The sequence below is a fragment of the Streptomyces johnsoniae genome (genome assembly GCF_031845565.1).
GTDB lineage: Bacteria > Actinomycetota > Actinomycetes > Streptomycetales > Streptomycetaceae > Streptomyces > Streptomyces johnsoniae.
The window spans coordinates 67,789-80,505 of sequence record NZ_JAVREV010000018.1 but is presented as its reverse complement, the minus strand read 5'-3'; the positions used below and the strand labels follow the sequence as shown (position 1 = coordinate 80,505).

The following is a 12,717-nucleotide window of genomic DNA, read 5'->3' as shown; positions in this document are numbered from 1 at the left end:
GCGGGGCCGCGCTCAGTAGCCCCGGACGTCGGGCCAGTGGCGCTGGACGCCGGCCCGGTCGAGGACGCGCGCGAACTCGGCGAAGCGCTTGTCCTCCTCCCGCACCTGATGCGGGGCCACGTTCTCGTCGAGGCAGTGCGCGGCCAGCGCGCCCGCGGCCTCGCCCACGTTCCACTCCACCGGGTGGAGCCGGTAGCAGCCGTTGGTGATGTGGGTGGTCCCGATGTTCTTGCCGGCCGGCAGCAGGTTGCGCACCCGGCGCGGCAGCAGGGCGCCGAGCGGGATCTCGAACGGCACCGAGCCGATGTCGATGTAGTCGTCGCCGCCGGTGGACGGGTGCAGGTCGATGCGGTAGCTGCCGACGCCGATCGAATCGCGGTGCCGGGTGCCGCCGTAGGGACCGACCAGGTCGATGGCCACGTCGTGCTCTGTGACGGTGGTGACGGCCTTGATGCGCCGCGCCTCCCGCACGTAGGGGGCCTTGGCCAGGCCGTCCGGCGTGCCCGTGACGTCGGGGCGGATGCGCAGCCCGGGGAAGCCGGTGCCGCCGTCGGCGCGCGGCGCCTCGGTCTGAAGCCAGTAGAGCACCGAGCGGGACAGCTCGCGGGCGCCCGCGAGGGCCGCGGCCGCCGCTTCCTCCCCCGCCCCGACCAGGGGCTTGAGCCAGTAGTCGTTCAGGGGCCAGTTCACCAGCGTGATGTCGGAGTCGAACGCGCCGGGCCGGTGTAGGCCGCGGGCCAGGATGCGGCGGAAGCCCCACAGTTCCTTGTCCCCCGCGTCCGCGCTCTGGTCAGCGGCGACGGCCCAAGGGTCCTCGACCGGGTTCGGCCGGAAGCTGCGGCCGACCGGCTCGAGCGTGCGCGGATCGGGCGCGGTGAACCCGAGCAGCGGGCCCGGCCAGAAGTCCGGCCGGTAGGAGCGCCAGAAGTCGTAGTCGGCGGGCCGCTGCCCCGTGTGGTCCTCGCCCTCGTGGTGGGAGACGGCGAAGCAGACCGTGATGCCTTGCTGGTTGAGCGGCTGCGCCTCCTCGGGGGCGTGCGGTTCATCGAACTCGGCGCGCGATTCGGCGCCCAGACCGTGTTCCACGCCCGCGAGGTGCAGCAGTTCACCGGTTTCCGTTGCGTCCAGCACGTAGGGCGCGCTCACCGTACGCCGTGTGCCCTCCCGCGTGTCGAGCAGCGTGACCGCGCGGACGGCGTCGCCGTCCGTCTCGGCGGCGACCGGGCGGTGCTCGGTGAGCACCGTGAGCCGCCCGGCCGCGCGGTGCGGCGCCAGCATGGCCTCCAGCACGGCCAGCGCGACGCGCGGCTCGTGGCACAGCTTGCTCACGCGGCCCGCGCCCGGGTTCAGCTCGGTGAGCGCCAGGGCCTCGGCCCGCAGCGGGTACCACCTGCGGTAGTAGTCGCGGATGTGCCCGCGCAGCGCCCGGTAGGTGGCGGTGGTGCCGAACTGCTCGACCCACGGGTGCTCGTCCGGGGGCACGGCCTGCGAGGTCAGCTGGCCGCCGATCCAGTCGGTCTCCTCGGTCAGGACGGCGCGCCGGCCCGCCCGGCAGACGGCGAGGGCGGCGGCCACCCCGCCGAGCCCGCCGCCCACGATGAGGACGTCGGTCGCGGCGGGTGGGCTGGTGGGTTCCGGCATGTGCGGGTTCTCCTTGCGGGACGGTGCGGTTCTTCTGGGTGGCGGGCACCGCGTCACGGCGGCGGCGCCGCGGTCGTGCCGGGGCGGAACGTGCAGGCGACCAGCGAGCCGGACCGCTGCTCCGCCCCGGCCAGCAGGCCGGTGAGCAGGCGCACGGCGGCGGCGCCCAGCTCCGCGCGCGGGATGTCGAAGCCGGTGGGCACGGGCTGGCCGGCCAGGTCGGCGGGCGGGGAGCCGAGCAGGGCCAGGGACACGGCCTCCGGCACCGCGAGCCCGGCCGCGGCGACCGCGGCCCGTAGCGCCCGCCAGGCGTCGCCGGTGTCGGTCTCCTCGGCGACGAACGCGGTGACTCCAGCGGCGTGCCGGGCGCGCACCCACGCCGCCGTGATGTCGGCCGCCGGACGGGCGGTGCGGACCACGGCTCCCCCCTCCTGCCCCGGCAGCCCGGCGGCTACCAGTCCGGCGAGGAAGCCGCGCTGCCGGTCGCTCGACGCGGGCGCGTCGTCGTCCTCGCGGACGAGGACGACGCGGCGGTGGCCGAGCCCGGCCAGGTGGCCGACGACCTCGGCACTGGCCGCGGCGTAGTCGGCGCCCGCCCAGGCCAGTCCCGCCGGCTCGTCCCGCCGGCCGAGGTGGACCAGCGGGAAGCCGTCGTCCACCAGCCGCCGCAACTGCTCGGCGGGCACGTGGCGGCCCAGCAGCAGGCAGCCGTCCGCGAGGCGGACGCGGTCCAGGGCGCCAGGCGCCCCGGCGCCCGCGCCCCCGGTGCTCGATCCGGTGAACAGCACCAGGTCGTAGCCTCGGGCGGCGGCCTCCTGCTCGATGCCGACGAGGAAGCGGTAGTAGGAGTGCTCCACCGCCGTCGGGAAGGTCGCGGTGAAGCTGAACACGCCCAGCAGGTTGTTGCGCGCCGCGGCCAGCCGCCTGGCGGCGGGGTCCGGGACATAGCCGAGCGTTCGCGCGGCGAGGAGCACGCGTTCCCGGGTGGCCTCCTGGATGACGATGCCCTGTTTGTTGCCGCCCAGGACGAGCGACACGGTCGTCTGCGAGACGCCCGCGAGGCGCGCCACCTCGGCCTGCCGCGGGCGCCCGCGCCTGGCCGCCTTCGGCTCCTTTTCCGCCACTTCTCCACCCTCCCGACTAATGCGCATTAGCTGGCGAGTAAGAGGAGATCCCACCTGGACTAATGCGGATTAGGGGGAACTGTGCCTCCTTCGCCCCGCGCCCGTCAAGAGCCGGGCGGCATCGACCTGTGGCGGCCGAATCCAGCCGGCCGCATCCGGGCCGGGGCGGGCGACGGAACAGGCCGGCGGCAGGCGCGGGGATGGCACGCGCCGCGGCGGCATGCGGGGGGCGCGATGCGCCCGGCGGTGCACCGCCGAGGGCCGCCGATGAACGTTCCCGGACCGGAACGGACCGGGTCGGATCGGGTCGGATCGGGTCGGATCGGGTCGCGCAACTGTCGAACACGCAGGCGAGGTCTCAACTCCGTTGCGTTCACCGGGGCTTATTGACCGGCCACCCGGCCGATCATAGGTTGGCCCAGCCGCGCACACAGCCGTGCGCCCGCAGTCGGGAGACACCATGCGAAGAAGTACCTGGATTCTGTCCGGAACGGCCGCCGTACTGGTGGCCGCCTCGGCCGTGACCCGGCTCGCGGTCTATCCGGCCGTGCATCAGGTCCCGTCCGACACGGACACCACTTTCGAGTACACCGGCACGGCCTCGCTGCTCAACGCGGCGGCCCTGGAGACGGGTGACCTGGCCAACGCCTTCCTCACGGACATACCGATCTCGCTGGACCGCAGGGTCCAGGTCGTGGAGACGGACGGCAGCACGGCCGTGGTCACCGACGACGTGGTCGTGACCGGGCAGGACGACACGGAGCTGTCGGCCACCAGCCACCGCTGGGCCGTCGACCGCAGCGACCTGGAGGACCGCCCGGCCCCCGAGGGCAGCGAGGCCGAGGAGCACCAGGGCCTGGTCATCTCCTGGCCGCTCGAGCCCGAGGAGCGCGACTACACCTTCTGGGACCCGACCACCGGCACCGAGGCGCCGGCCGTGTACGACCGCACCGAGGACGTCGAGGGCCGCGAGACCTACGTCTACGTGATCCAGGCCGCGGGCGAGCTGGCCGACCCGTCCATCGCCGAGGGCCTGCCGCCGGCCCTGCCCAGGGACGTGGTGGCGGGTCTCGCCGAGCAGTTGCCCGCCGAGCAGCTGCCCGACCCCGCCCTCCTCGGCGCCCTGCCCGATCCCGTGCCGCTGACGTACGCGGCCACGACAGAACGTGTGGCCTGGATCGACAAGGACACGGGCACGGTCCTCAACGGCACCCTGGAACAGACCATCGTGGCCCAGACCGAGGGCCCCGAGGGCCCCGTCACGCTCGCCCCGGTCAACTCCATGGCGGTGGAGGGCACGCCCGAGGGCACCGCGGAACGGGCGGACGACGCCGAGTCGATGGCCAACCTGCTGTGGCTGATCCGCATGGTCATCCCGCTGGGGCTGCTGGTCATCGGGGTGCTGCTGGCGGGCTTCGCCATCTGGGGCGAGCTGCGCAGCAGACGCGCCAACTCCGGTCCCGGCCCCGACTCGCCGCCCGCGCCGGCCGCGAGCGGAGCCGCCGCCGGCTGACCACCCGCACCTGGGCACGCCCCGCAGGAACGACGCCGCTGCCGCGGCCGGTCCGACCGGCCGCGGCAGCGGCGTTCCGCTGTCCGCCCGCGCTTCCGCCTCGCCCGCCCGCGCCCGTGGCTCCCACGCCGGGCGGGCGCCCGGCCGCGCTACCTGCGCTGCCCGGCGGGAGACGCGGCCAGGCCCACCTGGTGCCCGACGTCCTCCTGCTCGGCCGCGCCGAGCACCGCGGGCAGGAGGCCGGGGAACCGGGCGTCGAGGTCACCGCGGCGCAACTCGACGAAGCAGCGCGTGCCCTCCTGGCGGGTGCGGGTGAGGCCGGCGTCGCGCAGCACGCGCAGATGGTGGCTGAGGGTGGACTTGGCCACCGGTGCGCGCAGCTCGCCCCAGCCCCGCTCGCGGCCGTCGGACAGCAGCCGCACGAGTCCCACTCGGATCGGGTCACTCAGTGCGGCCATCACCTCGGTGAGGGCCATCTCGCCGACCTCGGGATGCCGTGCCTGCCTCATGGGGACGATGATAGCGTTTCGATGTTCCACGAACATCGAACGAATGGGTGAGTCATGGCCTCGGAGCCGGCCGCGGACCGATTCAAGGAGCGCGTCGTGATCATCACCGGCGCGGGCTCCGGCATCGGCAGAGCCACCGCCGTCGCGTTCGCCGGGGCCGGGGCACACGTCCTCGGCGTCGGCCGCCGACCCGTCCCGCTGGCGGAGACCGCCCGCGCGCACCCGGGCATCGCCGCCTTCCCCGCCGACCTCCGCGCCGAGGACGCCGCGGACGCGGTGACCGGCGCGGCCCTCGACCGCTGGGGGCGCATCGACGTCCTGGTCAACAACGCCGGTGCCACCGCCCTGATGCCACTGGCCGAGACCAGCGCCGCACGGATCACGGAGCTGTTCGCGCTCAATGTGACCGCGCCCAGTCTGCTCGCCCGGGCCGCGCTGCCCGGGCTGCGGCGGACCCGCGGCGCCATCGTCAACATCTCCAGCACCTACGGGCACCGGCCGCTGCCCGGCGCGGCCCACTACGCCGCCTCGAAGAGCGCCCTCGAACAGCTCACCCGCACCTGGGCACTTGAGCTGGCCGGCGACGGCGTCCGGGTCAACGCCCTGGCCCCCGGGCCGACCGAGAGCGAGGCACTGCACGCCGCCGGGCTGCCGCCGGCCGTCGTCGACGGCATCAAGCGGGAGGAGGCCGCCCGGATACCGCTGGGCCGCCGCGGCCTGCCGGACGAGGTGGCGCCGTGGATTCTCCACCTCGCCGACCCGGCCGCCACCTGGCTCACCGGCCAGGTCCTGACCCTCGACGGCGGACTCGAACTGACCTGAGTCCGGCGGCGCCCGAGCCGGCCGGCTCCGCGGCGGCACCGGCCGGCCGCTACGCTCGGTCCGTGATCACGACCTGGGAGCCGACGGCGGCGGGCGTGTTGCGCCTGCCGTCGGGGCGGCTGGTGCGCGGGCGCGGGCTTCGCCGCCCGCGCCCGGAGGGGCCCGACCCCGATTTCGGCCTGTACCTGCTCGGCCGCCGGCCGCCGCCCGTTCCGTGGGAGGCGCACTGGCTGCGCTGGCCCGACTTCCGGCTGCCGGCCGACCGTTCGGCGGCCGACGAGGCGCTGCGGGCGGCCTGGGATCGCGCCGAAGGCGAGCGCGTCGAGGTCGCCTGCGGCGGCGGGCGCGGGAGAACGGGCACGGCGCTGGCGTGCCTGGCCGTGCTGGACGGGGTCCCTGGTGACGAGGCGGTCGCCTACGTCCGGCGGCACTATGCGGCGCGCGCCGTGGAAACCCCGTGGCAGCGCCGTTACGTCGAACGGTTCTCCGGCTGAGCGGGCGCGGTCACCAGCACGGTGTCCTCACCGCGGTGGCCGACGCGCAGCGGCACCGCGCTGCCGACCTCGACGCCGTCGAGGGCCCCGGGGAACATGGCCTCCAACCGCGCGACGCGCACGGCCTGTTCGACGGGCCCGGCCGGGTGGTGGAGGTCGCCGAGGGTGTCCAGGGCGGTGTCCACGCGGCCCCGCAGGCCGCTCGCCGTGCAGACGAACGCGGGCAGGCGCTGCCGGTTCTGATGGGACACGTGGAGCTCGACGGCCTCTTCGGCGTAGGCGGCGGTGAGGAACTCCTGCACATCGCCGTGCGCGAGGGTCAGCGGCGTCCTGAAGACCAGGCCGGGAGCCAGCGCGAGGACCAGGCGCAGCATGCCGTACGGGTCGAGACGGTGGGCCTGCACGTACAGCACCGCGCCCTCGGCGGTGAGCTGCTCGTCGAGCCCGCGCAGATCGGGCCGCTGCGCGGTGCTGAGGCACAGCAGGATCGCGGCCCTGCCACCGACGCCGACGTGCACCGGGGCGTCCGTGCGGTGGCTGAGCAGGTCCTCATACCTGGCGCGGATCTGCACGATGCGCCCGGCGTCGAGCAGGGCGGGCGCGACATTGCGGTCGATGATCCGGTCGGTCTCGCTGGGAACCGCGACGGGCGGCAGCTCGCGGGCCCCGAGCCACCGGCCGTGGGGCCGCTCCCCCGCCCGCGCCGCGGGCGGCTGGTCCGCGCCGCCGGCCCGTGGTGCCTGCCCGCGTCGCCTACGGAACCATGCCACGGACCCAGCGTAACGGCCCCTCACGCGGGACTCCAGACGGCTGCCCCGCCCCGGCCCACCGACGTGCGGACCGGCCAACTCCCCCGCGGCGCCCGGCATATGCCCGCCGGAGCCGGAGCCGGGGCCGTGCCGGCGCGGGAACTGCCCGCGGCGCGGCTCCTGGCGGGCGCCGCCAGGCAGTTGCCCGCGGCGCCGCTCACTGATCGGATGCCCCTTTGAAGACGGACCCTAGTGACAGGACGACGCGCCATTGGTTGGATGCCACAAATCCCGTGCCGTCCAGCCCTGGAGCGTTCTCGTGGAGATCTCCCGTCGTACTCTCGTCTCGGCATTCCCCGCGGCGGCGGCCGTGTTCGCCGGCGCCGGGCCCGCGTCCGCCGGGGCGGCGGCCGGGCCGGGGGCGGCGGCCGGGGCCTCGCCTGGCGCCCACGACCGGCTGATCGGCAATACGGTCGCGATGTTCGCCGGCACCGCCGAGTCCAATGCCCGCCCCGAGGTCCGGGCGAAGCTCGCGGCGATCGACGCCGCCGCGCGGAGCCACCTGACGGCGATGGACGAGGCGGGCTCCGGCGAGTTGTTCCGGGGCCTCCCGCTCGGCACGAGCGACGGCAACCTCAACTCCACGTTCCGGTACCTGTGGGAGATCGCCCTCGCCACCCGGGTGACCGGTGGCCCCGCCTCGGACCTCCAGGGCAGTGCCGCGGTCCAGCAGCGGGTCCTCGACGGGCTCGTGCGGGTGCACGACACCTACTACGGGGACCAGTCCCAGGGGTACTACGGCAACTGGTTCCACTGGGAGATCGGGATCTCCTCCCATGTGAGCAGGACCCTGGCGCTGCTCGCGGACGCGGTCGCGGAGTACGACCCCGGGCTCGTGCCGCTCTACATCGCCTCGATGGACGCCTACCTGCGCAACGGCAAGGACGGCGACGTAGACCTCGACTCGCGCTTCCACACCGGTGCGAACCTCGCGGACATCACCACGAACCGGATGCTCCAGGGCGCCCTGCTCGGCGACGACGCGCGCATCGGCAAGGCGGTCGCCGACCAGCGGACGGTCTACGCAACGGTCGACCCGTACCGGCCGCGGCACGGCGTCACCGACGGCTTCTACGCGGACGGCTCGTTCATCCAGCACGACTCCGTGGCCTACACCGGCTCCTACGGAACGTCGCTGCTCTCCCGCGTCGTCCAGACGCTCAAGGTCCTGGACGGCACGGGCCACCTGCCGGACGACGGGCTCGCCGCGGTGGTTCGGACGTGGGTGGCCGACGGCTTCGCACCGCTGATCTTCGAGGGCTGGATGATGGAGGTGGTCAGAGGCCGCGCGGTGTCGAGAACCACCTCCGGGTACGCCGCCGTCGCCACGGTCGTCGAGGCCGTCGCCGACCTGTCGGCCCACACCACGGGCGCGGACGCGACGGCGCTGCGGGGCTACGTGAAGTTCCTGCACGAGACCTCGCGGGTCGCCGTCGACCCCACCGGGTTCGTCTCGCCCGTGAGCATCGCACGGTACGCCGACATCCTCGCGGACGCGTCCGCGCCGCCCGCCGACCTCAATCCGGCCGCGCGCAACGTGGCGTTCAACGCGATGGACAGGACCGTCCACCGGCGGCCCGGCTTCGCGTTCGCCCTGGCGCGCAGTTCGGACCGGATCAGCAAGTACGAGTACATGAACGGCGAAAATCTGATGCCGTGGTTCCAGGGGGACGGGGCGCACTACCTCTACCTGTCCGGGGAGGACCAGACGCGGGTCTTCGGCGTGGACTACTACACCGCCGTCTCGCCGTACCGCCTCGCCGGGGTCACCGCCCCGGCGGAGGCCCGCCGGACGATTCCCGAGCTGTACGGGGGGCTGTGGTACGACAACCCGGAGCACGGGTTCACCTCCTCCTCGGAGTCGCAGAACACCTACGTCTACTTCCCGCGCGGCACCAACACGTTCTCCGGTGGCGCCGCGCTCGGCGCGTACGGCGCGGCCGGGCTGGTGCAGGGCGACGACGCCGCCTGGGCCGCGCATCAGGACGGGCTGCTGCCCGGCGACTTCGTGGCGTACCGCAACGCCCGCGCCACGAAGTCGTGGTTCATGCTCGACGAGGAGATCGTGGTGCTGGCCGCCGATGTGGGGGACGCCGCGGGCCGTGCGGTGACGACGACGCTTGACACGAGGATCGCCGACCCCTCGGAGGCGGTCCACCTGACCGGCCGTCTCCGCGACGGCACCCGCTGGTCGGGGACCGGGGCGGCGCCGCCGGCCTGGCTGCGGTACGCCGCACCGGGCCGCGGCACGGCCATCGGGTACGTCTTCCTGGACGGGCCGGAACCGGCCGTCGCCCTCGGCACGGTGACGCGGAGCCGCCGGACCGTCCGGCTGACGAACCCGGACATGGCGGTGACCAAGCAGGTGTTCTCGCTCGGCGTCGAGCAGGCGGCGGGCGCGGCCCCGGTCGCGATGGCCTACGCCCTGGTCCCCGGCGCCTCGGAACGGCAGCTCGGTGGGTATGCGGAGGGCCCGCTGTCCGTGCTGGCGAACAGCGCGCGCCTGCAGGCTGTGAAGCACTCCGGACTCCGGCTCGTCGCCGCGAACTCCTTCACCTCCGGCACGCACCGCGCGGAGCGGCTGTGGATCGACGGGCGGGCCTCGGTGATCTGGCAGGAGGCGGACGACGGCACCGCGGAGATCGCCGTGTCGGACCCGACGATGGTGAGGGACACGGTCTCGGTCACGGTCCGCGGCCGGGCGCGGGAAGCCCTCGCGGCGGACGAAGGAGTCAGGGTCCGCCGCGTGCCCGGCGGAACCCGTATCGACGTCACCACCCGCCGTGCCCACGGCCGGAGTTTCACGGCGAGGCTGCGGTAGCGCCCGGTCCGCGCCGACCGCCGCCGGCCGAGGACGGGAAGGGGAGCAGCGGCGGGTCCGCGGCATTGGCCCCGCCACGTGGTCGTCGTGCTCACTTATGAGCTTTGATGCCGTCCAATGCCATGGCGAGCACCCGATCCTGCTGTGCCTCCTGGACGAAGCTCGCCCCGCTGACACCGTTGACCAGGAAGAGCACGTCGTCGAAGGTCACGTCGGCCCTGGCCGCGCCGGCGCCCTGGGCTCGTTCGAGAAGCGGCCGACCGGCCGCGTGGATCATGTCGCGGCCGGTCACGAACATGTCCGCGCGGTGCGCGATGGCGTCGTAGATGGCCTTCTTGGTGGTCGCGTAGCTGACGAACTGGCGCAGCCAGCTCTCCAGGGCGTCCCACGGTTCGAGGCTGTCCAACTCGGCCGCCATGAGGGCAAGGGCTTCGACCTCGTCCAGGTAGACGGCCTCGAACAAATGCTGACGCGTGGGGAAGTTGCGGTAGAGCGTCGCGATGTTGACCGCTGCCCGCCGGGCGATCCCCTCCAGCGAGGCACCGGCACCGTCGGCAGCGAACACCTCACGAGCGGCGTCGAGCAGGGCGTCGAAGTTGCGGCGGGCGTCGGCGCGCGCCGGCCGGCTCACGGTGAAACCGGATTCGGCTCGCGTGCCGGACTCGCTGGCGGCCATCGCACATTCCTCCTGATCTGCCCGGGCTTGCCAAACGAAGGGGGGCCTGCGCTAAAGTCAAGGAAGTCCTTCACTTATGTGCAGGGCCCCCTTACTTTACCCGGGACCGGCAGGAGACCATGACTACCATCGGCTTCATCGGCAGCGGCATGATCGGCAGCACGCTCGCCCGCCTCGCGGTCGACGCCGGCCACGACGTCGTTCTCAGCAACAGCCGCGGCCCAGAGACCTTGCACGAACTGGTCATGCGGCTCGGCCCGGACGCCCGCGCGGCGACCCCTGCCGAGGCCGCGACCGCCGGCGACCTCGTCGTGGTGACCATTCCGATCAGGGCCTACCGTCAGGTCCCCGCCGCACCTCTCCAGGGCAAGGTCGTCATCGACACCCTCAACTACGACCCCGCCCGCCAGGGCCGCGTCCCCGAGATAGCGGCCGCAGGCGCCCAGGCCCACACCCTGCTGCAGACGCACCTGACGGGCTCACACGTCGTCAAGGCGTTCAGCAATATCTTCTTCACACACCTGGCGACCCTGGGACGCCCGGCCGGCGCCTCCGACCGCAGTGCGCTGCCCATCGCCGGCAACGACGCCACCGCCAAGCAGGCAGTCGCCACCCTGATCGACTCGCTCGGCTACGACGCATACGACGTGGGCCCCCTGGCCGAGAGCCGCCGGTTCGCGCCGGGCACGCCCGCCCAACACGCCTATCTCGATCCGGCCGGAATGTTCGCCGCCCCCGGCCGGCCCGCGTCCGCGGACGACCTCGCCAAGCTCCTCGCAGCCTACGGCTCGTCATGACCGCCCATGACCGCCATGCCGAGCCGTCACAGTGGCGGGTGGGCGTTGGCCAGCAGCTGCTCGAAGTGCTCGGGGAACCAGTCGCCGAACAGCCCGCCGCCCGGCAGCGCGCCGGTCTCCTCGAAATCCCAGTCGTCGTAGAGGTCGCACATCGCGTCCGGCTGCCGCCCCCCGGCGTCCGGCAGTTCCTCGGGCGAACCGTCCGATTCGCCGGGCGGCTTGATCCAGGCATAGGCGTCGACCCCCGGCTCAGGGCTCGCGGCCGGACGCTCGCCGAGGCCTGCACCGGTCTGATTGCACCAGTGCGCCGCGCTGTTGCGACGGTCGATGCGGTTGCTGTCGACGTAGTCGTCGACGCCCGACCACTGCTCGTCCGGGTCCGGCGGCCCGGTCGGGCGTTCGGGGCCTCCCCACCCGTTGCGGGAGGTGTCGATCAGCATGCCGACGTCCCAGTCGAAGCCGAGCCGGACGAAACGCTTGCGCACGGCCTCCGCGAACGGCAGCTCGTCGACATAGCTGTTCCAGTCCACCCACCGCGACTGCAGGACCGGTTGGTCGTTGATGACGTCGTCGACGGTGAAGTACTCCTCGCGCAGCACGCTGTAGTTGGCGACGTTCACGGCGAAGCCGTGAACGTCGGCGGATCTGGCACCTTCCGTGTTCGCCGCCCTCCACATCAGGTCGGTGACCGCCATGAAGTCCTCGTCCCAGCCGATCCGGCCGTGGTGGCCGGCGTCGAGGTAGTTGTAGACGTTCGGCAGTTCGCCGAGCTGTGCGAGGGCGTAGCCGACGCCCCGCACGTAATCACCGGACTCCAGCACCTGCTGGCAGAGCCAGGTGGCATCGTGGCGGTCGCCGGTGTGCAGGACGAGGTTGGGCAGGGAGTCGGGTTCGATCACGGTGACGATCCGCAGCTCGGCGTAGGCCGGGTCGCTGATGATGTCCACGATGGTGTCCACATACTCCCGCTGGTAGCGGTCCAGTTCGCCCGGGGCGAGTTCGCCTTGCCCGGCCTCGCGGGCGCAGGAGCGGCCAGGCAGGTTGTTGAGGACCAGCTGTACGAGGTCCGCGCCCTGGGCGCGCGCGGCGTCGAGGTGGTCGGCGAGCTTCATGGTGCGGCCGGTGTGGGCGCCGGGCCCGTGCAGGGTGGCGAGGGAGTCCAGCCAGATCGCCGTCGGCTGGTCGGCGACGGCGGCGCCGCCAGGGACGGTGACGGCATTCGCGGACCACTCGGGATTGACGTAGACGGTCGCGCCCTCGTACGGATTGTCCCCGCGCGCGGTGGGGACGGGAGGGGCGGCGTTCGCGGGACCGGTGGCGAGCAGACCGGCCACGGTGGCGCACGCGCTCGCGACGGCGACCAGTGCGCGGCGGCGGCACCAGGCGCGGCGCGCGGGGCTGGCAGCCCCCGCGTCAGGGGCTGAACGGGTGATCATGCGGCTCCTCGCGACGGCTTCGATCGACTGGCAGGAGCGCTCCCGCGCAGAACGTAGCACCGCAACCGCACAAGC

Annotated in this window: 11 protein-coding genes; 5 read left to right on the top strand and 6 right to left on the bottom strand. The window is 73.6% G+C overall.

The window, feature by feature from the left end:
- Positions 1 to 12 precede the first annotated feature (12 nt).
- Positions 13 to 1,641, bottom strand: a complete 1,629-nt coding sequence (locus RM779_RS27325) for an FAD-dependent oxidoreductase (RefSeq protein ID WP_311620433.1) — start codon at positions 1,639 to 1,641, stop codon at positions 13 to 15.
- Between the two features lie 53 nt (positions 1,642 to 1,694).
- The gene (locus RM779_RS27320) at positions 1,695 to 2,792 is read right to left on the bottom strand and encodes a LacI family DNA-binding transcriptional regulator (protein WP_394813398.1); all 1,098 of its coding nucleotides are present in this window, start codon (positions 2,790 to 2,792) and stop codon (positions 1,695 to 1,697) included.
- A 433-nt stretch (positions 2,793 to 3,225) separates the two neighbouring features.
- Between RM779_RS27320 and RM779_RS27315 the strand changes: the two genes are divergently transcribed.
- The gene (locus RM779_RS27315) at positions 3,226 to 4,278 is read left to right on the top strand and encodes a porin PorA family protein (protein ID WP_311620431.1); all 1,053 of its coding nucleotides are present in this window, start codon (positions 3,226 to 3,228) and stop codon (positions 4,276 to 4,278) included.
- A gap of 149 nt (positions 4,279 to 4,427) precedes the next feature.
- Here RM779_RS27315 and RM779_RS27310 read toward each other — a convergent pair whose 3' ends face one another.
- A complete protein-coding gene (locus tag RM779_RS27310; protein ID WP_311620430.1) occupies positions 4,428 to 4,787 on the bottom strand; it encodes an ArsR/SmtB family transcription factor in 360 nt (119 codons plus the stop codon).
- 54 nt (positions 4,788 to 4,841) lie between these two features.
- Here RM779_RS27310 and RM779_RS27305 point away from each other — a divergent pair, with 54 nt between their 5' ends.
- Both RM779_RS27305 and RM779_RS27300 read left to right on the top strand, forming a co-directional pair.
- Positions 4,842 to 5,609, top strand: a complete 768-nt coding sequence (locus tag RM779_RS27305) for an SDR family NAD(P)-dependent oxidoreductase (RefSeq protein WP_311620429.1) — start codon at positions 4,842 to 4,844, stop codon at positions 5,607 to 5,609.
- A 62-nt stretch (positions 5,610 to 5,671) separates the two neighbouring features.
- On the top strand, positions 5,672 to 6,103 hold the full coding sequence (locus RM779_RS27300; RefSeq protein WP_311620428.1) for a protein-tyrosine phosphatase family protein: 432 nt from the start codon (positions 5,672 to 5,674) through the stop codon (positions 6,101 to 6,103).
- On the opposite strand, the gene RM779_RS27295 is transcribed toward RM779_RS27300, so the two are convergent.
- Positions 6,079 to 6,873 (bottom strand): hypothetical protein, encoded by a 795-nt coding sequence (locus RM779_RS27295; RefSeq protein ID WP_311620427.1) that lies wholly within the window; start codon positions 6,871 to 6,873, stop codon positions 6,079 to 6,081. The two genes, RM779_RS27300 and RM779_RS27295, sit on opposite strands and share 25 nt — an antisense overlap.
- A 298-nt stretch (positions 6,874 to 7,171) precedes the next feature.
- On the opposite strand from RM779_RS27295, the gene RM779_RS27290 reads away from it, so the two are divergent.
- Positions 7,172 to 9,733 (top strand): polysaccharide lyase family 8 super-sandwich domain-containing protein, encoded by a 2,562-nt coding sequence (locus RM779_RS27290; RefSeq protein ID WP_311620426.1) that lies wholly within the window; start codon positions 7,172 to 7,174, stop codon positions 9,731 to 9,733.
- 91 nt (positions 9,734 to 9,824) lie between these two features.
- On the opposite strand, the gene RM779_RS27285 is transcribed toward RM779_RS27290, so the two are convergent.
- Positions 9,825 to 10,409, bottom strand: coding sequence for a TetR/AcrR family transcriptional regulator (locus RM779_RS27285; RefSeq protein WP_311620425.1), 585 nt, complete (start codon positions 10,407 to 10,409; stop codon positions 9,825 to 9,827).
- A gap of 119 nt (positions 10,410 to 10,528) precedes the next feature.
- Between RM779_RS27285 and RM779_RS27280 the strand changes: the two genes are divergently transcribed.
- Complete coding sequence (locus RM779_RS27280; RefSeq protein ID WP_311620424.1) at positions 10,529 to 11,206, top strand: NADPH-dependent F420 reductase; 678 nt, start codon at positions 10,529 to 10,531, stop codon at positions 11,204 to 11,206.
- A gap of 26 nt (positions 11,207 to 11,232) precedes the next feature.
- Here RM779_RS27280 and RM779_RS27275 read toward each other — a convergent pair whose 3' ends face one another.
- Positions 11,233 to 12,642, bottom strand: a complete 1,410-nt coding sequence (locus tag RM779_RS27275; RefSeq protein ID WP_311620423.1) for a glycoside hydrolase family 6 protein — start codon at positions 12,640 to 12,642, stop codon at positions 11,233 to 11,235.
- Positions 12,643 to 12,717 lie beyond the last annotated feature (75 nt).